The organism is Streptosporangium sp. CA-115845 (assembly GCF_050943795.1).
Taxonomy (GTDB): domain Bacteria; phylum Actinomycetota; class Actinomycetes; order Streptosporangiales; family Streptosporangiaceae; genus Streptosporangium.
Genome location: NZ_CP191988.1, coordinates 9,325,251 through 9,349,943, shown reverse-complemented (window position 1 = coordinate 9,349,943; position 24,693 = coordinate 9,325,251). Strand labels below are relative to the sequence as shown.

Below are 24,693 nucleotides of genomic sequence, written 5' to 3'. Positions count from 1 at the left end.
GACCGAATGGTGCCAGCCGGTGTGAAGCGGGACAAGGATACCGTGATGAGGGCGCCTAATCATCGCCAGAGAACACCGCATAGGTGAATGTCCGCGATTTCTTCGCGTTTGCCGCTCCGCGCGGAGCGTGCGACGAAGGCATGTGGATCTTTTGGACTTCCCGGTGGGGACCGTTTCGTCCGGTGACCGGGTACGGGGGCGAACAGGGTCGTACGTCGCCCGGTGGCGCAGGGCCCCGGGCTCCGGGAATCACCGGGTCGGTCCGGTCCGGTGATTCCCGGAACGGCCGCTACGGCATGAACTTGCCGCCGTTGACGTGGAGTGTCTGGCCGGTGATGAAACTCGCCTCATCCGATGCCAGGAATGCGACGGCGTGGGCGATCTCCTCCACCTCCCCGGTTCGTTTCATCGGAATCCTGGAGGTGTCCAGCGGCGCACCCGCCCGAGTGGTCCCCTCGGTCCGGATCGGGCCTGGTGAGACCACGTTGACCCGGATCAGCGGGGCCAGTTCCGCGGCCAGCGCCCTACTCATCCCGAGCACCCCGGCCTTGCTGGCCGAATACGCGATGAGATTCGGATTGGCCATGGAACCGGCGCCGGAGGCGATGTTGACGATGGATCCGCCGCCGGTCTCCACCATGCTCCGGGCGGCTTCCCGGCACACCGTGAACGTGCCGGTCAGATTGACGCCGATGACGAGGTTCCAGATCTCGTCCGTGGTGTCCAGCGCGGGTGCGAACGGAAAAACACCGGCGCTGTTCACCACGGTTCCGATACGCCCGTACTCGGCGACCGCGAACTGTATGAGAGAACGGACGTCATCCGGCTGCATGACGTCCGCGCGAACGGCCGAGGCGGCCACTCCGAAGCGCTCACCGCATTCCGTGGCGACCGCCTGCGCATTGTCCGGATCGAGGTCGGCGATGACGAGCGAATCACCGCGCGAGGCGAATTCCAGAGCGATGGCCTTGCCGATTCCGCGGCCCCCGCCCGTCACCAGTGTCGCGGTGCCCGTTGATTCCGGCACGAGTAATCCTCCATTGTCGAGCGTCCGGTGCCCGGCCGTTCCCGGCAGGGTGCCCGCGCGCGGTCAGGCCCAGCGCACCGGGAGACCGGCCATGCCGCGGGTGAGGAACGAGCCGAGCCACTCGACCCGGTCGGTGTTCAGCGCCAGTCGCGGTGCCGCGGCCAGGTGGGCGAAGGCCACCTGTGCCTCCAGCCGTGCCAGGCTCGCGCCCAGGCACATGTGGATGCCGCCGCCGAAGGTCGCGTGCCGTGAGTTGCCGCGGCGGATGTCGAACCGATGCGGGTCCTCGAACACCGCGGGGTCGCGGTTGGCCGCCGACAGGATCGCGTACACGTGCTCGCCCTTGTTGATCCGCACGCCGTCGAGTTCCATCTCCTCGGGGGCGATCCGGCACAGGCTGTTGCGAGCCGGCCCCTCGTAGCGCAGCATCTCCTCGATCGCGGACGGGATCACGTCCGGGTTCGCCCGCAGGTCGTCGTAGGCCTCGGGGTGAGTGAGCAGCAGGTGCATGCCGTTGGCGATCAGGTTCTTGGTGGTGCTGAACCCGGCCGAGTGCAGCAGCATGCAGTTGGCGATGATCTCCAGGTCGGTGATCTCCTCGCCGGCCTGGATGAGCTGGGAGATGATGTCGGTCCCGCCGGGGGTGGCCCGCCGTTCCTTGATCAGCTCTTCGAAGTACGCGAAGCACTCCGCGGCGGTGGACTCGCGGCGCGCGGCGACGTCGGCGGGTTGGGTCAGTGGCTCCAGCGAGCCGTGCAGTGCCTCGCCCCAGGCCAGGAAGTCGTCCTCCATGGTCGGGGGAACGCCGACGAGCCGGCAGATCAGCCGCAACGGCACCTTGTAGGAGAAGTCCTGGATGAAGTCGAACTCGGCCCGGTCGCGCAGCCCGTCGAGCAGGTCCTGGACGATCTCACTGATGTCCTGCCGGTTCTGCTCGACCGCCCGGGGGGTGAACAGCCGGGAGACGACGGCGCGCAGCCGGGTGTGGTCGGGTGGGTCGCGGAAGGCCAGGCTCTCCAGGAAGATCTGCTGAGTCGGAGTGATGCCCTCCTTGCCCTCCATCTCCTCCCGGCTCCAGCGCCGGTCCTTCACCAGTTGCTGGGTGGCGTCGTAGGACGTCACCAGGATCGGGCCCTGCGCGGTCCGATAGACCGGCGCGTGCTCACGCAGCCGATCGAAGAACCGGTAGGGGTCGGCGGTGATCTCTCCGCGGTCGGGATGGTGCGACGTGAGATAGAGCATCGCCTCCTCGGCGATGCTCCGGCTCTGCGGCGACGCCGCGAGATCGGTTGCCATGCGAGATCTGGCCTCCTCTGTGTGCTCCGTGCAGGCTCTACGAGGCGGGCACGGCGATTCGTCGCCGGTGACGGCGGTCATGCGTGCGGGACCCGGTGGCAGGACGGCCGGCCGGATAACCCTATTGCGAAGCTCTGTCGCACTATACGGTATTTCGTGATGCTAGCCAATGCTTTTGGGGTGTCCGCAACAAGCGGACGGGTCGTGAGGTCGCCCACCGGGCGGGGCGCCCCAGGGGGGCGGGCCGGGTGGCGGGGGTCTCGGCAGGGCTGTGACGTCGAAGTCACGGCATGTCGCGGAGATTCACGGGTGGGCGTTGTTGTCGACATGGCATGGGGAGTGCGAAGTCGGATGACGGGAGATTCGATGGCGGGCGGCCTTGCGGCATGTATGCGAAATATCGTAGGTTTCCACGAAGCTACATGGTTGGCCGACAAAGGTGAGCTGTGACGCTTGAGGATACGCATGGGCGTGGGTCGGCTTACCCCGCCGGGCCGGCTTCCGCCGCCGGGTCCGGGCAGCGCCCGCTCGTGGGCCTTCCGCGGGGCGGCGCATCCGGTACGCGGCGGCAGCGATCAGAGAAAGGCATGAGGATGGCGCCACCGACAGAAGAGGCACAGCGGTTCAGCGGGTGGCCGGTCCACGGCGGCCCGCCGCCCGAGGGCTCGGTGGCCTGGGTGGTCGGGGTGGGGGCACGGCAGGGGACCGGCGCGGCCGTGGCCCGCCGCTTCGCCGCCGCCGGCCTGCACGTGGTCGTCACCGGTCGGACCAAGGAGAAGGTCACCGCGGTCGCCGAGGACATCGAGGCCGCGGGCGGCCGGGCCACCGCCGTCGTCGGCGACGCCGGTTCCGAGGAGGGCCTGCGCGAGTCACTGGCGGTCATCGACGAGCTGGGCACCCTGGCGATCGCCACCTACAACGCCGGCGGCTCGCAGTGGAAGCCCGGCATCCTGGAGATGGACACCGAGTTCTTCGAGTCGGTCTGGCGCACCAACTGCCTGGGCTCCTTCATCACCGGCCGGGAGGCGGCCCGGCGGATGACGGCCTCCGGCGGCGGGGTGATCATGTTCACCGGCTCCGTCTCCGGCCTGATCGCCCGGCCCAAGCTCGCCGCGTACGCCTCGGCGAAGTTCGGGCAGCGCGCGCTGGCCCAGGCGCTGGCCCGTGAGTTCGGCCCGCGTAACGTGCACGTCGCGAACGTGATCGTGCACGGCCCGATCGACGGCGACCGGCTCAACTCGGCGTTCCCGCACGCCAAGGACAGCCGCCCGGCGGACGGCATGGTGGACATCGAGCAGATCGCCGAGACGTTCTGGCAGGTCGCCGTACAGCCCCGGACCGCGTGGACCCAGGAGATGGACATCCGGCCGTACTGCGAGGAGTTCTGATGGCCCCGGGGCCGTACGCCCCGGAGGCGAGGCCCGACTATCCGGGCCGGCTCCGGCTCGACGGCCGCGGGTACGTGGTGCTGGGCACCGGCGACGGCATCGGCGGCGCGGTCTGCGACGCGATCGCGCAGGCCGGGGGCCGGGTGCTGTGCGTGGACCTGGACGGCGAGCGCGTGGGGAAGACCGCGGCACGCTGCGGTGGCGAGGCGATGACCGCCGACGTGACCGACCGGGAGCAGCTGACGGCCGTGTTCGATCGGGCCGAGGAGCTGTTCGGCGAGAGCTTTCACGGCATCGTCGACGTGGTCGGGGTCTCCTTGGCCGAGCCGCTGGCCGACGGTACCGAGGAGTCGATGCGCCGCCAGTTCGACCTGGTGCTACGCCACCCGGTGCTGCTCACCCAGGTCGCGATCCCGCGGCTGGCCGCCCTCGGGCACGGCAGCGTGGTGTTCATCGGCTCACTGGCCGGGACCGCCAACACGCCCCGGCTGGGGCTGTACGGCACGGCGAAGGCGGCTGTGCACCATCTGGCGACGGCCTGCGCCCAGGAGTTCGGGCCCTACGGAGTCCGCACCAACGCCGTCGTCGTCGGCCGGATCCTGGGGTCGGGCGGGACGCCGAACCCGCCGGCGGAGGCGGTGCGCGCCGTGGAGGCGGTCGTCCCGCAACGCCGCTGCGGCTTCCCCGACGACATCGCCTCGGTGGTGCTCTTCCTGCTGTCGGATCTGGCGGGGTACGTCAACGGCGCGGAGATCCCGGTCGACGGCGGGATCGGCGTGGTGTCCCCGCTGCCGAGCACCCACCCCGCCAACCGCTGACCGTTACCTGTTTACGGTCAGCCGAATACTGGCTTCCAGGCGGCAATCGCCAGCCTGGTACACCGGATGTATTCCGACTTGTCGTACGACCATGCGAAGCCCCGAAACGATGCCGGGCTCGCAGCCCGAACCGGCGGGTGCGCGGTCGCCCGCGCCCGGCCCGGAAGGAGAACCATGACGGAGACCACTGGAACCGCGGGCAGCACGGCCCACCCCTCCCGCGACGCCATTCGGCAGACGGTGCTCGGCTACGTGAGGGGATTGGAGAACTCCGACTTCGACGCGGTGGCCGACCTGTTCGCCGACGACGCCTTCTACTCCCACCCGCCCTTCGACCCGGACAGCCCGAAGCGGGCCGAGGTCATCGGGCGGGAGGCGGTGCGGGCGCTGCTCAAGGGCAGGCGCGGCACCAGGAAGTGGTTCCACGAGATCCAGACGCTCTTCGTCGCCGACGACCGCTGCCTGATCGAGGGCATCGTCCGGGAGTCCGAGGGCGGGCCGATCCGGTCCTCCTTCGCCGGGGCGGGCACCTTCGACGCCGAGGCCCGGATCACCCGGTGGGTCGCCTACCGCAGCGTCCCCGCCATCGGCGAGTCCCTGGACTGAGACGTGCCGGATTCGAGAGGCCGGGAAACGGCGGAGGAGGCACCGTGGCGGACGAACTGAAGGGCGCCGTCGCCCTGGTCACCGGGGCCAGCAGTGGGATCGGGCGGGCCACCGCCCTCCGGCTCGCCGCCTCCGGGGCCGCGGTGGCGCTGGTCGCGCGCCGGGAGGACCGGCTCCGCGACCTGTGCGACGAGATCACCGGCCTGGGCGGCGGCGCGGTCGCCCTCCCGGCGGACCTGACCGATCCGGCCCGGGCCGCCGGTGCGGTGGAGGACGCGGTCGCCGCGTACGGGCGGCTGGACATCCTGGTCAACAACGCCGGAGTGATGCTGCTCGGCCCGGTGGCGGACGCGCCGGAGGGGGAGTGGGAGCGCATGCTCGACCTCAACCTCCGCGCCGTGCTGGCGACGACCCGGGCGGCCCTGCCGCACCTGCTGGCCGCGGCGGAGTCCGCGCCGCGCCGGGTGGCCGACGTGGTCAACGTCGGCTCGGTGGCCGGCCAGGGCGCGGGAGCGCGGGCCGGCAACGGCGTGTACGCCTTGACCAAGGCCGGGCTGGCCGCCTTCTCCGAGTCGCTGCGCCAGGAACTGGCCGGGCAGCGGGTCCGGGTGGCGCTGGTCGAGCCCGGTGCCACCGTCACCGAACTGGCCGACCACGTCCGCCCGGAGGTGCTGGCCGAGCGCAGGAAGGCGATGGGTGACGTCGTCCGGCTGTCCGCGGACGACGTCGCCGACGCCGTCGGGTACCTGGTGACCCGCTCCCGCGAGGTGGCGCTGAACAGGATCGTGATCCGGCCGACCGCCCAGGTGTGATCGGCGGACGGTCGCCCCCACCGGCTTTGTAACGAAATATCGGACACATTTATGAAAGGTCGCGACGATATGTCGATCGCGGCCGGCTGGAGGGTGGAACGTGGAGCGTGACGAGACGACGGGCACCGGGCTGCCGGTGTCGGAACCGCCCGTGCCGGCACCATCAGGGCAGGAGCCACCCCTGGCGGGGCTGAAGATCGTCGACTTCTCCGAACTGGCCCCCGGCCCGTTTCTGACCCGGTGCCTGCGCGACCTGGGCGCCGAGATCGACAAGGTGGAACGCCCGGCCAGGGACGGCGCCTTCTCCACCCACCCGGGCACCTACCGGGTGCTCAACGACGGCAAGCAGATCCACGTCCTGGATCTGAAGACCCCGGAGGGCCTGGCCCGCGCCGAGGAGCTGGTGGCCGGGGCCGACGTGCTGGTGGAGGGCTTCCGCCCGGGTGTCATGGACCGGCTCGGCCTCGGGTACGGCACGCTCGCCGGGCGGCACCCCGGCCTGGTCTACGTCTCCATCAGCGGCTTCGGGCAGGAGGGGCCGCTGAGCCGGATACCCGGTCATGACCTCAACTACCTGGCCGCCTCCGGACTGCTCGGCCTGATGGGCGAGCTCGGCGGCCCGCCCGCCCTCGGCGTCGGCGCCCCCGTCGGCGACCTGCTGGGGGCGGTGTACGCGCTCAGCTCCACCCTTACCGCACTGCTCGCCCGCAAGGACACCGGCCGGGGCCGCCACCTGGACGTCTCCATCACCGACTGCCTGATGCACGGCATGAACATGGTGATCGGCCAGCTCCAGGCCGACGGCCGCGCTTCGCTGCGGGAGGCCAGAGAGGCGGTCTTCACCCGCCCGGCCTACGGCGTCTTCGAGACCGCCGACGGCGAGTACCTGAGCATCGCCGCCCTGGAGGAGCACTTCTGGCAGCGCACCGTCGCAGCCCTCGACCTGGACCTGTCCGGCCTGGACACCGCCACCTTGGGGGATCGGCGCCGCAACACCCGCGAGATCAATGCCAGGATCGCCGCGGCGGTGCGCGGCCGGGACGCCGAATCCCTGACCGAGACGCTGGAGGCCGCCGACGTCCCGGTGATGCGGGTGCTGTCGCCGCTGGAGCTGGCGGACTCCCCGCACGCCAGGGAGCGTGGTCTGTTCACCTCCGCCGGCGACATCGGCTACGTCCGCTTCCCGGTGCGGATCGGCGACGAGGCTTAGGAGGAATCGACGTGGACTTCCGACTGGACGAGACGGCGGAGACCCTCGGCGGGCTGACGGGCGGTCTGCTCGCCCGCGGGCTGCCGGACGAGCGGATCGCCTCGGCCGAGTTCGAGGCCGCCGGGTACTCCGAGGAGGCGTGGCACGGTCTGGCCGAGGCCGGTGTCCTGGAGGCGTTCCTCCCCGAGGACCTGGGCGGCACCGACGCCGACGCCGTGGTGCTGGCCGCCGTGCTGCGGCAGGCGGCCCGGTACGGCGGCCTGGTTCCGGCACTGCCCGTGCTGGCCTACGGCCTGCACACCCTGGCCAGGTACGGCGGCACCGAGCACCGGGACCTGCTGGAGAGCGTGGCCAGGGGCGGCGCCCTGGTGACCGGCGCGGTCCGCGGGCCCGGCGGCGGCCGGGCCCTGGACACGGACGTGACGGCCGAGCCGTACGACGGCGGCCACCGGCTGACCGGGGTGCGGACCTACGTCCCGTTCGGCGCGCAGGCCGAGGCGATCCTGGTCCCGGCGCGGATCACCGGCGGACCGGAGGACGGCATCGTCGGGGTCTTCGTGGTGGACGCCGCCGCCCCGGGGCCGGCCGCCGCGGCGCACCCGGTCACCGACCATGTGCCCACCGCCCGGATCGCCCTGGACGCGGTGGCGGTGCCCGGACACGCGCTGCTGGGCGGGCCGGCCCTGGCCGCCGAGGCCGCCGGACACCTGGAGCTGTCCGCGCTGCTGGGGGTGGCCGCCACCGTCTCCGGCCTGCTGGAGCGCGCCATGGAGCTGACCGCCGAGCACGTGAAGGCCAGGAAGCAGTTCGGCCGCGCGCTGGCCCAGTTCCAGGCGGTCACCATGCAGATGGGCGACGTCTTCACGGCGCAGCGCATCCTGGAGAACACCTACCTGGCCGCCGCCTGGCAGCTGGCGGCCGGCCGCACCGCCGAGGCCCGGCGGAGCCTGTCGTCCGCCTGCTACCTGGTCTGCCACGACGCCGTCCCGGCGCTGCTCACCTGCCAGCACCTGCACGGTGGCACCGGCCTCGACATCGACCACCCACTGCACCGGTACGTCACCGGCGGGCTCGCTCTCGGCCAGTTCCTGGGCGGCACCGAGGCCTGCCTGGACGCGGCGGCCGACGCCCGGCTCAGCTGAGAGAGGACACCACCGTGTACATCGACCTGACCCCCGAGGAGCGCGAGCTTCAGCGGGAGGCGGACGCCTACTTCGCCGGCGTGGTGACCGAGCAGGAGCGCGCCCAGCTGCACGAGGACGAGTTCGGCCCCGCGTACCGGGCGGTGTCCCGGCGACTGGGCCGCGACGGCTGGCTCGGCCTGGGCTGGCCGGTGGAGCACGGCGGCCGGGGCCTCGGCCCGATGGCCGACCAGATCGTGGTCAGTACCGCCTTCCGGTACGAGGTCCCCTATCCGCTGGTCACCGTCTACTCGGTCGGCCCGGCACTCCAGGAGTTCGGCACCGCGGAGCAGCGGCGGGAGTTCCTGCCGCGCATCCTCGCCGGCGACCTGCAGGTCTCCATCGGCTACAGCGAGCCCGGCTCCGGCACCGATCTGGCCTCGCTGACCACCTCCGCCCGGCGCGACGGCGACTCCTACGTCGTCAACGGCCAGAAGATGTTCATCTCCGGCGCGCACACCGCCGACTACCTGTGGCTGGCCTGCCGCACCAACCCCGAGGAGCCGCGCACCCGGGGCATCTCGATCCTGCTGCTCGACACCGCCCTGCCTGGCTTCAGCTGGACGCCCATCCGCACGCTGAACCGCTCGCACCAGGTCAACGCCGTCTACTTCGACGACGTCCGGGTACCCGCGAACCGGTTGATCGGCCAGGAGAACAAGGGCTGGTCGGTGGTGGTCAGCCAGCTCAACTCCGAACGGTTCATCGTCGGCCCGGCCGGTAAGATCCAGGCACACCTGGACCGGCTCCGGCACTGGGCCGCCGAGACGCCGCTGGGCACGCCGGGCGGGGAGCGCCGGATGGCCGACCTACCCGAGGTACGCCGGGCGCTCGCCGAGCTCGACGCCATCGTCACCGCGAACGAGCTGCTCAACTGGCGGATCGTCGCAGACACCGGTACCGGCACGCTGGGCGCCGCCGACGCCTCGGTGAACAAGCTGTACAACTCCGAGAGACTGGTCGAGGCCGGTGCCCGGATCGCACAGCTGGTGCAGCGCTACGGTGATCCCGCCGACGAGCTGACCGCCGCCGTGCTGCGCGACACCGACCACGCGTTCAAGACCGAGCTGAAGCTGCCGGTCGGCGGCGGCGTCAGCGAGATCCAGCGCGAGTTGATCGCCACCGTGGGCCTGGGCCTGCCCAGGGCGCCCCGATGAGCGCCCCGGGAGTCCCCGGCGTCGCAGTGGCGGGCGGGACCGGCGCCGGACCCGCGCTGGTCGGGTACGACGCGGACCACGAGCGCGGTGTCGCCGTGCTGACCCTGGACTCGGTCGCCAACCGCAACGCGCTGTCCAGCCCGCTGCTGGACCAGCTGGCCGCACTGCTGCGGCGGGCCGCGGCCGACGACGCCGTCCGGGTCGTCGTACTGCGCGCCAACGGTCCCTCGTTCTGCTCCGGCGCCGATCTCGCGGCGGTGCGCTCCGGCGCGATGACCCCGATCGTCGAGGGTGTCGTCGAGGTGCAGCGCCTCATCGTGACCATGCCCAAGCCGGTGGTGGCGCGGGTGCACGGTACGGTCCGGGCCGGCGGCCTGGGGCTGGTCGCCGCCGCCGACATCGCCGTCGGGGCACTGGAGAGCAGCTACGCCCTCACCGAGGTCCGCCTCGGGCTGGCCGCCGCCGCGGTCAGCCTCACCGTGCTGCCCAGGCTCGGAGACCGGGCCGCCGCCGACTACCTGCTGACCGGCCGGGTCTTCGGCGGAGCCGAGGCCGAGCGGGCCGGGCTGCTGACCCGCGCCGTGCCCGAGGCCGAGCTGGACACCGCGGTCGACGCGTACCTGGAGGACCTGCTGCTGGGCACCCCACAGGGCCTGCGCGAGGCCAAGGCGCTGCTCACCGCCCCGATGCGTGCCCGGATGGACGAGTTCGGCCAGGAGATGGTCGACCTGTCCGCGCGGCTGTTCGCCTCCGCCGAGGCCGGGCGCGCGATCGAGGCCCTGCTGTCCGGGATCCGGCGCTCCCGCGGTGCCTGAGAGCAGGCGGCGGCGGGTGCGGGGAGGGGGACCCCGCCGGGGCGTCAGGTGAGCGAGCCGGACAGTTCGGCGGCGGCGGCGGCGACCCGGGGGCCGACGGACTCCTCGTCAAGGGGGGTGAAGGCGACCACGCCCACCGACGCCTCCAGCCAGGGGAGGCCGGGTACGGGGGCGGCGATGCCCCGGGCGCCCTCCTGGAGTTGCCCCTCGGAGACCTGGTAGCCGGTGCGGCCCTCGCGCAGGGCGAGGATGGCCAGCCCGGCGGCGCCCCGGGTCAGCGGGTGGCGGGACCCCTCGCGGTAGGCGACGTGCATGTTCGTCCAGGAGGGCTCGACCACCGCCACCGCCAGGCCCTCGTCGCCCTCGGCCACCGTCAGGTGCGCGGTCGCGCCCACCTCCTCGGCCAGCCCGCGCAGGGTGGGCAGGGCGCCCTGGCGCAGCAGCGGCTGCACGGCACGGGCCAGGACGAGAACCCCGAAACCCAGGTGGACCCGCCCGGCACTGTCCCGGCGGACGAAGCCCTCGCCCTGCAGGGTGGTGAGCAGGCGGTACACCGCCGGGCGGCTCAGCTCCAGCTCGGCCGCCAGCTCCGTGGGAGTACGGCCCCGGCGCCCGTCGGCGAGCAGGCGGAGCAGTCGCAGGCCGCGCTCCAGGGTCTGCGAGGATTCGGCCGGCATCTAGGACACCCACTGGGCTGGAACCATGCCCCGATTATCGCCGCCGCCCCGGCGCCGGCCGGTACGTCCCCTGCCGAAGGCGAGCACGCTCCGGCCCCGGCGGAGTACGTCGCGGAGATCCTCGACGGCGCCGGGGAGCCCGAGCCCCGCTTCGGCCTGCACGAGCGGGTCCCCGCCAGAGGCCTGCGTACGAGCGGTCAGCCGGATCTGTGACAGGGGATCCGGGGTCCGGCCCGGTTCGCACGAGCGGTCAGATCGATCGGTGATCAGTTGTCATGCCGGTAATAACCGGCAGCCGGGAATGTGGAGGGCTTTGGCAAGAATTGCGAGATACCCCTGACGTAAGTTGCTAGGTCCCTGTACCTCGGCGAGGGGACCTTGAGCATGAGCGAGACGCTGATCGCCCAGGTTGAGCGGTGGGCACGGGAGATCCCTGACGCTCCGGCCTACACCTTCCTTGACTACTCCGCCGGGCGCGACGGGGTGCGGCACACGCTCTCCTGGTCGAGGACCCATCTACGGGCCCGGGCGCTGGCCGTACGGCTGCGCGAGGTGATGCATCCGGGCGAGCGGGTGGCGATCCTGGCGCCGCAGGGGCTGGAGTACGTGGTCGCGATGCTCGGGGCGATGTACGCCCGGGTGATCGCGGTACCGCTCTTCGCGCCGGACCTGCCCGGTCACGCCGACCGGCTGATCCGCGCCTACGCCGATGCCGACCCGGTGTGCGTGCTCACCACGACGCCCGCCCTGGAGGGGGTGCACGCCTTCCTGGACGGCCGCTCCGCGCCCCGGCCCAAGCGGATCATCACCCTGGACACGGTCTCCGACCTGCTGGCCGACGAGTGGGAGCCCGAACCGATCGGCCCCGGCGACCTGGCGTACCTGCAGTACACCTCCGGCTCGACCCGGGCCCCGGCAGGGGTCGAGATCGGCCATGGCAACTTCACGGCCAACGCCAGGCAGCTGTGGACCGCGTTCCGCGCCACCCCCAGGGTGTCCACGGCCGCGCTCTGGCTGCCGCTCTTCCATGACATGGGCCTGATCGCCACCATCGCCGCGCCGATCGTGGGCGGCAACCAGGCGATGTTCATGGACCCGGTGGCGTTCGTCATGCACCCGGTGCGCTGGCTGCGGATGCTCTCCGGGCAGGAGGACGTGTTCACCGGCGGCCCCAACTTCGCCTACGAGTACACGGCGAGCCGGGTCACCGAGGCGGAGAAGGCCACGCTCGACCTGTCCGGGGTGTCGATCATGCTCAACGGCGCCGAGCCGCTCCGGGGCGGCACGATCGACCGTTTCTCCGAGGCGTTCGCCAGGTGCGGGCTGCGGCCCGAGGCGCACACCCCCGGCTACGGCCTGGCCGAGGCGACGGTGTTCGTCACCGCGATGGACCGGGACCTGCCCGCCCGCGTCACCCTGTTCGACCGCGACGCGCTGACCGCGGGGCGCGCGGTGCCGCACCCGGGGCGCGGCCGGGTCAGCGACCTCGTCTCCTGCGGGGTGCCGACGGGCCAGCGGGTGGTCATCGCCTCCGCATCCGGCACGACGTCCGGCACGGCCAGACCTGACGGCGAGGTCGGCGAGATCTGGGTGCGGGGGCCCAACGTGGCGCGGGCCTACTGGCGGGACGCCGAGCGCAGCGCCGAGGTCTTCGGCAACGTCCTCGAAGGGCAGGACGGCACCTGGCTGCGCACCGGTGACCTGGGCGTCATGTACGGGGGCGAGCTCTACGTCACCGGGCGGATCAAGGACCTGATCATCGTCGACGGGCGCAACCACTATCCACAGGATGTGGAGATGACCGTGCAGGAGGCCGAGGAGGCCGTCCGCAGGGACCATGTGGCCGCGTTCGCGGTGCCGGGGGAGGAGACCGAGCGGCTGGTGGTGGTGGCCGAGCGGTCACGGAAGGCCGATGGGCGGGACCTCGGCGAGGTCGCGGCCAACATCCGCGCCGCTGTCACGAAAAATCATGATCTGCGGCTGCATGACTTCGTACTGGTCGAGGCGGGGGCCGTGCCGCGCACGTCCAGCGGGAAGATCGCCAGACGTGCCTGTGCGCGGGCCTACCTGGACGGCGAGTTCCCGGCCGGTGCCGTCCCCGCCGACGGGCTTCCGGCCGATGGGCTTCCGGTCGACGGGCCCTCGGCCGATGGTCAAGGTGCCGACGTCTGATGTTCGAGTCGCTTGGGCGGGCCGTCTACCGAGGGCGCTGGTCCCTGCTGGTCCTGGGGACGGTGTTCGCGGTCCTCGCCGGCTACTTCGGGCTGGGGCTGTTCGGCAGGATGTCCGACGGCGGCTTCGAGGACCCGGGGGCCGAGTCGACCTCGGCCGCCGAGTGGAGCCGGCAGTGGTTCGGCGGCGACTCACCCGACGTGGTGGCCCTCTACACGCATCCCAGGTACGAGGCCGCCGACGAGCGGTTCGAAAAGGACGTGCGGGAAGCGCTCCGCGCGCTGCCCGCCGAGCAGGTCGCGAGCACCACCACCTACTGGTCGGCCAAGGCCGGGGAACTCGTCTCCGAGGACGGGCACTCCACCTACGCGCTGATCACCCTGCGCGGCGGGCAGCTGACCAAGCAGAGCGGGTACGAGAAGATCAGGGACGAGCTCCGCAGGGCGCCCGCCGGATACACGGTCAAGATCGGCGGCAGGATCCCGCTGCTCAAGGACCTCAACGCGCAGACCGGTGCCGACCTGCGGCAGGCCGAGGCCATCTCGATGCCGATACTGCTCGTCCTGCTCGTCATGGTCTTCGGCAGCCTGGTGGCGGCGGGCCTGCCACTGGTCGTCGGGCTGCTCTCGGTGGCCGGGGCACTGTTGCTGCTGAGGCTGCTCACCGAGGTCACGGACGTCTCGGTGTTCTCGCTGAACGTCGTGACGATGCTCGGGCTCGGCCTGGCCATCGACTACTCGCTCTTCGTGCTGAACGCCTTCCGGGAGGAGATCCACCGGGGGGCGTCCACCGAGGCGGCGGTCGTGCGGACCATCGTCACCGCCGGACGCACCGTCGCCTTCTCCGGGCTGACCGTGGCGACCTCGCTCAGCGGGCTGCTGCTCTTCCCACAGATGTTCCTGCGGTCGATAGGGCTGGGCGCGGCGGCGGTGGTGCTGGTCGCGATGGCGTCCGCGATCGTCGTGCTGCCCGCGCTGCTGGCCGTGCTCGGGCCGAAGGTGGACGCGATCAAGGTCATGCCCGACTTCGGCAGTCGCAGAGGCGGGACCTGGCACGCCATCGCGTCCAGCGTGATGCGCCGCCCGGTCGCGTACCTCCTCGGGGTCGGGCTGCTCCTCGTCGCGCTGGCCGCGCCCTTCGCGCACGCGCGGTTCGGCAGCGTGGACCATCGCGTACTGCCGGAGGGGTTCGAGAGCCGCCAGGTGGCCGAGGAGATCAACGCGAGGTTCGCCAAGAACGCCCTCGCGCCGATCGAGGTCATCGTGCTCGTCGAGCGCGACCTGGTCGGGCCGATGACCGCGTCGGCGCCCGGCGCGCTCACCTCCGAGGTCGGTACCCAGCGCGGCCCCATCGGCGTCGGAAACTCGGGGATCACCCCGGTCACCCCGGTCGGCCCGCTGGACGTCAAGGTCTTCGCCGAGCGGCTGGCGGCGCTCGACCACGTCACCGGCGTCGACGTCACCGGCGTCTCCCAGAACAGCGGCGCCGTGCGGCTGGCGGTCCGCTACGACAGGGACCCGATGTCGGACGAGGCCCGCGCGCTGGTCGACAGGATCCGCGAGCTGCCACCCGAGCCGAACTTCCAGGACGTCGTCGTCGGCGGCCCCACCGCGGCCCAGCTGGACCTTCAGGCCAGCCTGCGGGCCACCCTGCCGTGGACCGCACTGGTGGTCTGTCTCATGACGGGCCTGCTGCTGTTCGCCGCGTTCGGCTCGATCCTGCTGCCGGTCAAGGCGATCCTGATGAACGTCGTGTCGCTGGGGGCGTCGTTCGGCGTGATCGTCTGGGCCTTCCAGGACGGCCACCTCGCGAGCGTCCTGGGCTTCACCCCGACGGGGAGCATCGAGGCGACGATCACGGTGCTGATCCTGGCCGTGGTGTTCGGGCTCTCCATGGACTACGAGCTGTTCCTGCTCAGCAGGGTCCGCGCGGAGTGGCTCAGAACCGGCGACAACACCGTGGCCGTGGCGGTCGGGCTGGAGCGGACCGGAGGGGTCATCACCAGCGCGGCCCTGCTGCTGCTGGTCGTCATCGGGGCGTTCTCCACGGCCGGGATCACGATCGTCAAGATGCTCGGTGTCGGCATGTTCGTGGCCATCGTGGTGGACGCCACCCTGGTCAGGGCGCTGCTGGTGCCCGCGACGATGCGACTGATGGGCGAGGCCAACTGGTGGCTGCCGAGCTTCCTGCGCGGCTTCCACCGGCGGATCGAGATCCGCGAGCACGCCACGGGCGAGCTTCCCGCCACGTACGTGATGGTGGAGCGCGCGGGTGCCCCCGGTGCCCACCGCGCCGCTCCCGCGCGCCGCCTCGCCCACTTCCCGCGGCTCCCGCAGATCGCCGCCGGAACCTCCCCTCAGGTTCCCGCCGGGCCTCCCCAGCCACCTCCCGCCGAACCACCGCCGATCGCCCCCGCCGTTCCGGTACGTGTCATCAGGACCGGCCGCGACGGCGACTGGCAGTGGGCCGAGGAGTTTCCCCCGCCCCCCGCCTCACCTCTGGACCCGCATGTCCCGGTACCGGACGCCCGTGCGGCGTGGGAGGAGAGCCGGGGCTCGCGCCCGGACCCGGCGGTACCGCGCAACGGGTCCCGCACCCCGTCTCCCGAGCCCGGTACGGCACGTCCCTGGCGGTCCCGGATCTCGGATGCCTCCTTCCGGCAGAACCGGTCGAATCCCTACCCCATGCCCGGGCTCGACGTCGAGCCGCCCCCGCCCCCGCCCCCTGCCGCCCGGCCGACGGCCAGGCCCGCCGCCGCGTCCACCGCACCGCCGACGTCCGGACCCGGGCCGGCCGGGGGGAGGACCAGGAAGGTCATCAAGCCGAACCTGGACGGTCCCGGCTGGCACTGGGCCGAGGAGCAGGAGAAGCCGTCCGCACCGGAGCCCCTGCTGACCGTGCGGGACGCGATGGAACAGTCTCCCCGTCACCCGGCCCCGGCGCCGGTACCTGAGGAGGTGGGGAGGCCGGAACCCGGGGAGGGGACGGGGGACGCGCGCCGCGTACCGAGCCTGCCGCCGGTCAGCAGCCATCTGATCGACCAGCTGGAGCCGCTGGGGCCGGTGGCCAGGGCGATCGAGCCGGGCCCTCCGGCGTTCCGGCAGGCGATCCCCGAGTCCCCGCAGGCTCCCCCCTCGGACCCCTCCCCGCCTGTGGTTCCGCAGCCCCCGGCCCCGACCTCGGCCCCGTCACCGTCGTCGCTTCCGGCCTCTCAGCTTCCGGCCTCCCAGGTTCCGGTACACCAGGTTCCGGTACACCAGGTTCCGGCCTCCCAGGTTCCGGTACACCAGGTTCCGGCCTCCCAGGTTCCGCGACCTCCGGCGGGGGCGCGGCGGAGGGCGACGGTCCCCGCCTCCCCGCCCGCCGCCGTACCGCGTGGTGCGGGGGAGCCCGTGGGCAGGGCGCCCGCGAGGCGGGAGGCGGAGGAACCGGCGGGAGGCTGGGTCGCGGTGGGCACCAGGACCACGCGGATCGTCCGCCCCAAGGCCGACGGATCCGGCTGGGAGTGGACAGAGGTGGACGAGTGAGCGACCGGGCCGTACCGGGCGCGCGGCCCAGGCCGGACGCACAGGTCGTATCGTCCACCGCGTCGCCATCAGGGTCGCCGGCGACAGCGCCGGCCGCGCAGCGAGGGCTGTTGCTGCTGGTCATCGGGCTGGCTGGATTCGTGACGACCCTGGACAACACCGTCGTGACGGTCGCGCTGCCCACCCTGCAGGCGGAGTTGGGCGCGTCGCCGGCGGCACTCGAATGGGTCGTCACCGGCTACGTCCTCACCTTCTCGGGCTTCATGCTCGCCGGTGGCAGGTTGGCCGACGTCTACGGCCGTCGCAGGGTGCTCGTCGCGGGACTGGCCGTCTTCACGGCGGCGTCCCTCGCGGCGGGGCTGGCCACCTCGGTGGGCGCGCTCGTCGCGGCCAGGCTGGTGCAGGGTTCCGGGTCGGCCCTGATCCTGCCCGCGATGCTGGCGATCGTCGCGGTCGGTAACGACGAGCGGCAGCGGTCCGTCGGGGTCGCCGTCTGGATGGCGTCAGGGGCGGGCGCGCTCGCCCTGGGGCCGGTCGTCGGCGGCTATCTCACCCAGCACGTCCACTGGAGCTGGATCTTCCTGCTCAACGTCCCGCTCGGCGTCCTGATCATCGCGCTCGCGACCGTCACGATCCCGGAGTCGCGCGACGAGCGGGCCGCCCGGGTGGACGTTCCAGGGGTCGCGTCGTCGGTGGCCGTGCTGTCGGCGGGTACCTTCGCCCTGACCTTCGGGGCCGAGCTGGGCTGGACCTCGCCGCCGATCCTGGTCGCGGTGCTGTTCGCGGTGGCCGCCGCCCCGGTCTTCGCCGTCGCCGAGAGGCTCGGCGCGGACCCGATGGTGGATCTCGCGCTGTTCCGGTCGCGAACCTTCACCGGCGGGGTGATCGCCCAGGTGCTCTGGGGACTCGGGGTCAACGGGGTCTTCTTCTTCACCGCGCTGTTCCTGCAGGGCGTGCTCGGTTTCAGTCCCACCGCGTCCGGGCTGGCGTTCGTGCCGCTGGCGCTGCTGGTCGTCGTGGTCACGCCGCTGGTGCCGTTCGCGGAACGCCGGATCGGCGCCGCGCGCACCGTGGCGCTGGGGCTCGTCCTCGTCGCCGCGGGCATGGCCGCCGTCGCGTTCCTGCGCCCGGGGGACGGCTGGGCCGAACTGCTGCCATCGGTATGCGTGATCGGGATCGGCTCGGCGCTGACCATGCCGCTGGGGTCGGCGGTGCTGGGCGCCGTACCCGAATCCAGGGCAGGGGTGGCCGGGGGTGTGTTCAGCGTGGCCCGGGAGATGTCGGGGCTGTTCGGCATCGCGATCATCGGGGTGATCGTCAACGGTTCCGCGAGCTTCACGGCCGGCTACTCGACGGGCCTGCTGGTGGCCGCGGGGCTGGTCGTCACGGGGGCGGCCATCAGCCTGGTGACGCTTCGATGAGGTGCCGGACCGGTGGGTTTCGGCGGGCAGTCGGCTCTGGGAGGCTCCGGTGAGGATCGCGGTCCTGGCGTTCGGCTCGCGGGGTGACACCCAGCCGTGCGTCGCGCTCGGCGCCGGGCTCGCCCGGCGGGGGCATCAGGTCATGATCGTGGCGGCGGGCCGCTACGGCGGGCTGGTCGAGGAGGCGGGGCTGGAGTTCAGCCCGATCAGCGTGGACCCGCTGAAGATCATGGAGTCCGAGGAGGGGCAGGCGTGGCTGCGGAGCGGCCCCACCGGGTTCGCCAGGGGGTTTCGCACGATCGTGGAACCGCTCGCCGAGCGCCTGGTCGCCGAGGTGGACGCGGCCTGCGCCGGAGCCGACCTCGTCCTGTCACCCGCGCTGGGCGGTTTCGGGCACCATCTCTCCGAGCGGTACGGCATGCCGTACGCGCTGCTGCACTTCCAGCCCAGCGAGCCCACCCGGGCCTTTCCCAACCCGCTGGTGCCGTTGCGCACGCTCGGCGGAGCCGGTAACCGGGCCAGCTACGCGCTGGTCGAGGGGTTGAGCTGGCTGCTGCTCGGCCGCATGGTGAACCGGCTGCGGGGCCGGGTGCTCAAGCTCGGGCCCATGCGGGGCAGCCCGTTCCGGCGGGCACGGGCCGATCGAGTGCCGGTGCTGTGCGGGGTCAGTCCCTGGATCGTCGGCCGCCCGCGGGACTGGCCGGACTACGTGCACCTGACCGGTTTCTGGTCGCTTGAGCGTGCGCTGCCCCCCTGCCCCGAGATCGTGGCGTTCCTCGACGCGGGGCCGCCACCGGTCTTCGTGGGTTTCGGCAGCATGGTTCCGGCCGACCCGGTCGCGACGGCGGAGACGGTGGTGGCGGCGCTGCGCCGGGCCGGGGTGCGGGGAGTCCTGCAGGGCATGCCGTACGAGGGCGCCGACGACATGCTCGTCATCGGCGATATCGATCATGGGTGGCTCTTCCCACGGATGGCCGCGGTGGTGCACCACGGCGGCGCCGGGACCACGGGGGCGGGCCTGCGGGCCGGAGTTCCGGGGGTGATCTGCCCCTTCTTCTCCGACCAGCCGTTCTGGGGAGCACGGGTGGCGTCGCTGGGGGCCGGGCCCGCGCCGCTGCCGATCGGAAGGGCCACCGTGGGAGCGCTGGCCGCACGGGTGGTACATGCCGTACGGGATCGGGGAACGCGGGCGGTGGCGGCGCGGCTGGGGGAGCGGCTGCGGGCCGAGGACGGGGTGGGACGCGCGTGCGAGGCGCTCGGAGTCTGACCGTGCCGTTCGGGCCACCCGAGGCCCGCCGGCCGTGCTCCATACCCGCCGGTGACCTCCCGATTTTCCCGCTGGCTGCAATGTGCCGACGCCGCTTCCCCGCGATCCTCGACATGAGGACACGACGGTGGTCGTCATCGACTCGACACCGCGGCGGAGATTCCCCGTCTCCCCGGGCGGCAGCCCTCATCACCATGATGTTGTCCCCGTCGCCCGTTGTCTGCGCCGGCGGCCTGCGTTTGTCGCTTCACGCCAGCGGGATCCCGGCATTCCGGCTACCTGCGACGCTCCGGGCTCCCGCTCGCGTGGGACGCCGGATCAGCCGGAAGGTATCGAAGTCCTGTGGGTCCTTGACTGGGGCTGTTGAGTCCATTGCGATCTGGGTAAAGTGTGGATCGATCGTTTTTTGCCAGCTTTATCCGGGGAGTTCAGGACATGCGACTTACTCTGCGCCGGACCTTCGCCGTCGGCGCCGCGCTCGCGCTCGTCGGGATCATGACGCCCGGGGCCGCGTACTCGCAGGACGATCCCCGCAGCTGCAACGATCTGATGGGGGCCGACGCCCCGGCCTACGTCGTGTGCCACTGGCTGGCCAAGCCGGAAGAGGCCCTCGGCGTCGCGCTCTTCTGGGGCAGCGACGACGCGGCCAACCTCAAGGAGGCCAGCCCGATCGACGGCAAGTTCATCGACTGCTCGGCCGGCGCCTGCCCTGAGCCGCCCGGCGGTGGTGCCGAGGGCGACGAGAACTCCCCCCTCCCCGAGGGCGCGGGAGAGGACGGCGCGCCCCAGTGCGAGGCGGGCCAGCAGTGCTCGATCGACGGGCACGGCGAGGGCGGCGACGGCACCGTCAACAGATCCGAACTGACCGGTGCCGCCACACCGACCTCCACGAGCACCCAGGATCCCGCCGTCGCGGCGGCCGCGCGGACTCCGGCCGGTCAGGCGATCACCGCGGCGAAGGCCCGGCAACTGCGGGTCTGGATCGACACCGAACTGGCCGACGACTGGAAGGCGGGCACCGAGACCTTCACCGCCGCCGTCAAGCGCGTCGGCGCGCTTGCCGCGCGTCCGGAGGTCGCGGGCATCCGGTTCACCTCCCAGCTGGGCTACAACAGCACGTTCACGACGGACGAGGAGATCACCGCGTTCGTCACCGCGGCCTCCGACGCCCTCCGCCAGGCCGCGCCCGGCAAGCGGCTGGGCGTCCACACCGTGGTCCCCGAACTCGCCTGCGGCGCCAACGACACCTGCAAGACGGAGATGCGCAAGCGGTACCCGCTGCTCGCCCCCGAGAAGATCGAGTCCCCGCTGATCGCGGGCCGCGTCGACCAGCTCTCCCTGGACACCGGCCTGCTGTACGGCGGCTACGACACCTGGAAGATCGACGCCGAGCAGGCCCACCGCAACCAGTGGATCCAGGTCCGTGCCCGGTCGTGGGACGTCCTGACCCAGATCGCCGCGGAGGAGACCGGTCTCGTCGGCCAGGTGACCGATGAGCAGATCGCCTCCCGGCTGTCGGTGCCCGTCAAGGACGGCGCCGCCCAGCAGGTGAACGTCTGGACCCGGGCCCAGGACGCCCAGGGCACGGTGAACCGGCTGACCGCCTGGGAACAGCTGAAGAAGCTCACCCCGATCCAGCGCCGCCTGGCCGCCGTCTACGACCCGGCCAACCCCGAGGTGGACGTGACCACCGACCTCAAGAAGCTCTCCGAGGCCTTCGGCCAGATCTATCTCGCGGCCGCCTGACGCACTCTCTCGATCTCCCTCGATCTCCCTCGATGTCCCGGTGAAGCGGCTCAGGCCGGTTTCACCGGGACCGTGGACCGGCAGACCTGGTCGGCGGGGCGAGCGGTGGAGTCCCCGGCCTCCTGGCTTTCCGGATGCCGATGGCCACCAGGCCGGGCGGGGAGAACGTCATATGCCGTCGTGATCGGTGAGATGTTCCAGCGCGGTGAGGTCGATCTCCATGACACTCGTCCCCGGTGGCAGGCCCAGGGCCTGGATCGTGGCGGTGTGCAGCTCGCCGGCGTGGCCGAGCACCGCCTCGCCGACGAGCAGTTCCAGACAGCGTCCAGGGCGCCAGGGCGCGTACTCGGTGGGGCGCGTGATCAGGCCGGCCCCCATGACGTGCGCGGCCGTCCGCGCGGCGTCGACGGCGCGGGCCCACGACGACTCGCCGGTCAGCGCGATGGCGAGATGGCTGGGCTGGGCGGGGACGCCGGTGTTCAGCGCGTCGAGCCGGCTCGCGGTGGGGCGGCGGTCCGCCAGGAGCGAGAGGGCGGGGCCGGCGCCCGTCCGGGCTGCGAAGACCACTCCCTGCTCGAAGAGCGCCGGGTAGTGATTTCCCAGGGCGAGGTTGAGCCCCAGCGCGGCCAGCAGCCCGGGAAGGAGCGTGGTGCGCAGTGACGGCTCGCGCGGGCTGATCGGGTTCGTGAGCGTCAGCGTGGCGCGGCGCGGGTCGTCGGGCGCCAGGCCGAAGGCGTCCCATGCGGCGTCGCAGACGAAGGGGAAGCGCGGCGTCTCGACATACCCCGCCCCCGCCAGCGCGTGCCCGATCCGCCGCCGCAGGCTCTGCGAGCGGGTGAGCCCCCCGCCGGCCTCCCGTCCCCGCGGGCCTCTTCTGCCGTGGCCGCCCCGGATCAACGGGATGATCTCCAAATCGGGTACGGCCCGTGCGGCCGGCACGGCGCGTGTGGTGGCCGTGGTCCGGGGGCGGGGAGTGGGCCTGGGCCTGCCGCCGGGGGCGAACTCGTCCATTCCGAGCGGGAAGCGGATGTCGCCGTCGACGATGTCGCGGATGTCCTTCAGGCCGTGCCGGAGCATCAGGGTGCGCTCGACGCCCACGCCGAAGGCGAACGCGCCGTACCTGTGCGGATCGACGCCGCAGGTGGTCAGCACCCGGGGGCGGACCGTGCCGCACCAGCCCCACTCGATCCATCCCCCGCCGCCGCACGTCCCGCACGGGCCCCCGGAGACGTCCCCGGAGACGTCCTCCCGGACGCCGTGGCAGACCGCGCACTCCACGTACACCTTCGCCGACGGGTCGGTGTAGGCGGACCGGTGGGTGCGGAGCCGGGTCACCGTGCCCCTGCCGAACACGGCGGCGGCGAAGTGGTCGAGGGTCTTCTTCAGGTCGACCATGGTGAGCCCCAGGTCGACGGCGAGGCCCTCGACCTGGTTGAACACCGGGCTGTGGATGGTGTCGGCCGGGTCGGGACGGAAGGCGCGGCCCGCGCAGACCAGGCGGAGTGGCGGGGGCTTGCCGAGCATCGCCCGCACCTGCGCCGGTGAGGTGCGGGTACGCAGCACGAGGCCCGACCTCCCGCCGGGCTCCGAGGGGTCTTCGAGGTGGAAGGCCCGGTCGGGGGTGCGGCCGGGGTGGTCGTCGTCCATGTTGAGCGCGTCAAAGGCGAACCACTCGGCCTCGACCTCGGGTCCTTCGACGATGCGGTAACCAAGGTCGAGAAAGACGTCGGTCATCTGCTCGGCCATGACGGTCACCGGATGCCGGGCCCCGCGCGAGTCGTGCGGCGCGCTCCCGGCACGTCCGCTGGATGCGCTCCTCATTGACTGTGCTGCCTCTTCCTGTGTGAGCGCGCTTCCCCGAGACGGTCAGGCGAGAGCCGCGGGTCACCCTTCGCGGGGATACGACGGCACGCGACCGGACGACCTCGCACGTGAGACCGGAGGTCGCCTTCGGGAAGGGGGATCCGCGTCCGATGTCCGTTACGGAACGCCGGGGTTCACGCGCGACCTCGAACGTTCACCACGCTGGGTGTTGAAACAACTACTCAAAGTTATTATCTGGTCAACGGTGAGTCAACACGCCACCGGGTCGGCGATGAGGGTTCGAGAGGACGGCCGTTCCGTCAGGGGCAGGTCATCGGCGCGTGTCCGCTTCTTTGAGAAGCGGATTCCCCGGGGCCCGCCGAACACCGCCGGGTGATGTCGACGGCAGCGGATCGTCGGGCCGGGACCGGCGACCGCCGCGCGTCCGGCTCTCACGTCCCGCCGAGCAGGTTCCAGGCGTCCTCCTGCTCCCGGGGTGCGGAGGCGTCGTCCTGGGCGGCCTGCAGGCCCAGGGCGGACAGGATCATCGGGAAGGACCTGCGGAACTCGCGCTCCCAGTAGGGCCAGCTGTGGGTGCCGTCCTGGTACAGGTGCACCACGGGCTTGATGCCGTGGAAGCGGAGCTTGGCGATCAGGTCTCTGGCCGTGTAGGCGGAGATCGGCTCGCCGAGATGGGCCGGGCTCCAGGGGGCTCCCGGCGGGTCGAGCTCGCCCAGCCTGCTGGTCGTGCCGCTGGAGATGTAGATGCTCACGCCGCGCAGGTTCCTGGCGTGGGCCGCGGGGTCGTTGGCCTTCCAGACGTTCCGGTTCCTGAGCGGATCGCCCCACAGCGCCTGCGGATCCTGTCCCTCGGAGGCCTGCGCGTTCATGATGAGCTCGGGGATGCCCGGCAGGCGGGTGGACATGACGCCGCTGTAGGCGCCCACGAAGCGGAACATCCCCCGGTGCAGCGCGGCGTACTTCATCGCGCCGTACGCGCCCATGGAGAGCCCCGCGACGGCGCGGCGGCTCCCCGCGCGGTAGCCGGTCTCCAGCAGGCGGCGCACCTCGGAGGTGTGGAAGGTCTCCCAGCCGGGTGCGCCTCCCTTGCCCTTGTTGTACCAGTTCGAGTAGTTGCCCGCCCGGCCCGCCTCGGGCATCACGATGATCGCGTCCATGTTCTCGGTCATGCTCGCGATGTCGGTCATCCGGGTCCACGAGGTGTAGTCGTCGGCGCCGCCGTGCAGCAGGTACAGGACCGGCCAGGTGCGGCGCGCGCCCTTCGACCAGCCCTGGGGCACCAGCACGCGGACCGGCAGGGTCGCGTTGACCGAGGGCGACGAGATCTGGAGGTCGAGCACGCGCGGGCCGAGCCAGGTCTCCTTGACCACGCGCGCGGCGCCCGGCCTGGCGGCAGGCCAGGGCCCCCATGGGCTCCTGACTCCCTTGCCGGCGGAGGGGCTTGGGCTCGGCTGTGGTCTCACCGCCGGTCTCACCGCCGAGGCGGTCCTGCCCGCCGATCTCGCGATCAAGGCGTTGCTCTCCGCGGGTTTCCTCTTCCGGGCGGCCCTTCCCACCGGGTTCGTCTCCGGAGCGGACCGGGCCGCCGTGCCTGCCTCGCCGCTCCGGTCACCGGGCGCCGACGCCCAGGTCGGGTCGGCGTGCGCGGTCGAGGGGAATCCGACGACAAGCGCGGTCGCCAGCGCCAGGAGTCCGCGTCGAGCAGGTCGCATGGTCGTTCCTCCGCCCGGCCTGGAGACAGTGGCCGTG

General features: G+C 72.1%; 19 protein-coding genes. 13 read left to right on the top strand and 6 right to left on the bottom strand.

All coding sequences use genetic code 11. From position 1 onward, the window contains the following. Window positions 1-289 precede the first annotated feature (289 nt). Window positions 290-1,027 carry an SDR family NAD(P)-dependent oxidoreductase gene (locus tag ACQP0P_RS44415; RefSeq protein WP_433368227.1) on the bottom strand — a complete coding sequence of 246 codons (738 nt, stop codon included), beginning with the start codon at window positions 1,025-1,027 and terminating at the stop codon, window positions 290-292. Window positions 1,028-1,090: 63 nt separating this feature from the next. Continuing rightward, entirely contained in the window at window positions 1,091-2,323 is a 1,233-nt protein-coding gene (locus tag ACQP0P_RS44410; protein ID WP_433368224.1) for a cytochrome P450, read from the bottom strand. A gap of 593 nt (window positions 2,324-2,916) precedes the next feature. On the opposite strand from ACQP0P_RS44410, the gene ACQP0P_RS44405 reads away from it, so the two are divergent. The 8 genes from ACQP0P_RS44405 to ACQP0P_RS44370 all read left to right on the top strand — a co-directional run bounded on the left by ACQP0P_RS44405 (window position 2,917) and on the right by ACQP0P_RS44370 (window position 10,310). After that, on the top strand, window positions 2,917-3,711 hold the full coding sequence (locus tag ACQP0P_RS44405; protein ID WP_433368222.1) for an SDR family NAD(P)-dependent oxidoreductase: 795 nt from the start codon (window positions 2,917-2,919) through the stop codon (window positions 3,709-3,711). Continuing rightward, window positions 3,711-4,529, top strand: a complete 819-nt coding sequence (locus tag ACQP0P_RS44400; protein ID WP_433368219.1) for an SDR family NAD(P)-dependent oxidoreductase — start codon at window positions 3,711-3,713, stop codon at window positions 4,527-4,529. The genes ACQP0P_RS44405 and ACQP0P_RS44400 overlap by 1 nt, the downstream gene beginning before the upstream one ends. 174 nt (window positions 4,530-4,703) lie before the next feature. Continuing rightward, window positions 4,704-5,135, top strand: coding sequence for a nuclear transport factor 2 family protein (locus tag ACQP0P_RS44395; RefSeq protein WP_433368217.1), 432 nt, complete (start codon window positions 4,704-4,706; stop codon window positions 5,133-5,135). A 44-nt stretch (window positions 5,136-5,179) separates the two neighbouring features. Beyond that, window positions 5,180-5,947: an SDR family NAD(P)-dependent oxidoreductase gene (locus ACQP0P_RS44390; RefSeq protein WP_433368214.1), complete on the top strand. Its 768-nt coding sequence runs from the start codon at window positions 5,180-5,182 to the stop codon at window positions 5,945-5,947. A 100-nt stretch (window positions 5,948-6,047) separates the two neighbouring features. Next, window positions 6,048-7,157 carry a CaiB/BaiF CoA transferase family protein gene (locus tag ACQP0P_RS44385; RefSeq protein ID WP_433368212.1) on the top strand — a complete coding sequence of 370 codons (1,110 nt, stop codon included), beginning with the start codon at window positions 6,048-6,050 and terminating at the stop codon, window positions 7,155-7,157. Window positions 7,158-7,168: 11 nt separating this feature from the next. After that, window positions 7,169-8,299, top strand: a complete 1,131-nt coding sequence (locus ACQP0P_RS44380; RefSeq protein ID WP_433368209.1) for an acyl-CoA dehydrogenase family protein — start codon at window positions 7,169-7,171, stop codon at window positions 8,297-8,299. A 14-nt stretch (window positions 8,300-8,313) separates the two neighbouring features. Next, the gene (locus tag ACQP0P_RS44375; RefSeq protein ID WP_433368206.1) at window positions 8,314-9,495 is read left to right on the top strand and encodes an acyl-CoA dehydrogenase family protein; all 1,182 of its coding nucleotides are present in this window, start codon (window positions 8,314-8,316) and stop codon (window positions 9,493-9,495) included. Next, window positions 9,492-10,310 (top strand): enoyl-CoA hydratase-related protein, encoded by an 819-nt coding sequence (locus ACQP0P_RS44370; protein ID WP_433368203.1) that lies wholly within the window; start codon window positions 9,492-9,494, stop codon window positions 10,308-10,310. Before ACQP0P_RS44375 ends, ACQP0P_RS44370 begins: the two co-directional genes overlap by 4 nt. Window positions 10,311-10,354: 44 nt before the next feature. Here the strand turns inward: ACQP0P_RS44370 and ACQP0P_RS44365 are convergent, their stop codons facing one another. Together ACQP0P_RS44365 and ACQP0P_RS44360 are read right to left on the bottom strand one after the other, a co-directional pair. Continuing rightward, window positions 10,355-10,987: an IclR family transcriptional regulator gene (locus ACQP0P_RS44365; protein ID WP_433368200.1), complete on the bottom strand. Its 633-nt coding sequence runs from the start codon at window positions 10,985-10,987 to the stop codon at window positions 10,355-10,357. Continuing rightward, entirely contained in the window at window positions 10,988-11,149 is a 162-nt protein-coding gene (locus ACQP0P_RS44360) for a hypothetical protein (protein ID WP_433368197.1), read from the bottom strand. Window positions 11,150-11,371: 222 nt separating this feature from the next. On the opposite strand from ACQP0P_RS44360, the gene ACQP0P_RS44355 reads away from it, so the two are divergent. The 5 genes from ACQP0P_RS44355 to ACQP0P_RS44335 all read left to right on the top strand — a co-directional run bounded on the left by ACQP0P_RS44355 (window position 11,372) and on the right by ACQP0P_RS44335 (window position 21,120). Then, window positions 11,372-13,159, top strand: a complete 1,788-nt coding sequence (locus ACQP0P_RS44355) for a fatty acyl-AMP ligase (RefSeq protein WP_433368194.1) — start codon at window positions 11,372-11,374, stop codon at window positions 13,157-13,159. Further along, the gene (locus tag ACQP0P_RS44350) at window positions 13,159-16,686 is read left to right on the top strand and encodes an MMPL family transporter (protein WP_433368191.1); all 3,528 of its coding nucleotides are present in this window, start codon (window positions 13,159-13,161) and stop codon (window positions 16,684-16,686) included. The genes ACQP0P_RS44355 and ACQP0P_RS44350 overlap by 1 nt, the downstream gene beginning before the upstream one ends. Before the next feature lie 110 nt (window positions 16,687-16,796). Beyond that, a complete protein-coding gene (locus tag ACQP0P_RS44345; RefSeq protein ID WP_433368188.1) occupies window positions 16,797-18,107 on the top strand; it encodes an MFS transporter in 1,311 nt (436 codons plus the stop codon). Between the two features lie 49 nt (window positions 18,108-18,156). Next, window positions 18,157-19,374, top strand: coding sequence for a glycosyltransferase (locus tag ACQP0P_RS44340; RefSeq protein WP_433368185.1), 1,218 nt, complete (start codon window positions 18,157-18,159; stop codon window positions 19,372-19,374). A 435-nt stretch (window positions 19,375-19,809) separates the two neighbouring features. After that, a complete protein-coding gene (locus ACQP0P_RS44335; protein WP_433368182.1) occupies window positions 19,810-21,120 on the top strand; it encodes a hypothetical protein in 1,311 nt (436 codons plus the stop codon). A 168-nt stretch (window positions 21,121-21,288) separates the two neighbouring features. On the opposite strand, the gene ACQP0P_RS44330 is transcribed toward ACQP0P_RS44335, so the two are convergent. Together ACQP0P_RS44330 and ACQP0P_RS44325 are read right to left on the bottom strand one after the other, a co-directional pair. Beyond that, on the bottom strand, window positions 21,289-22,866 hold the full coding sequence (locus ACQP0P_RS44330) for a hypothetical protein (protein ID WP_433368180.1): 1,578 nt from the start codon (window positions 22,864-22,866) through the stop codon (window positions 21,289-21,291). 509 nt (window positions 22,867-23,375) lie between these two features. Next, the gene (locus ACQP0P_RS44325) at window positions 23,376-24,656 is read right to left on the bottom strand and encodes an alpha/beta hydrolase-fold protein (protein WP_433368177.1); all 1,281 of its coding nucleotides are present in this window, start codon (window positions 24,654-24,656) and stop codon (window positions 23,376-23,378) included. Window positions 24,657-24,693 lie beyond the last annotated feature (37 nt).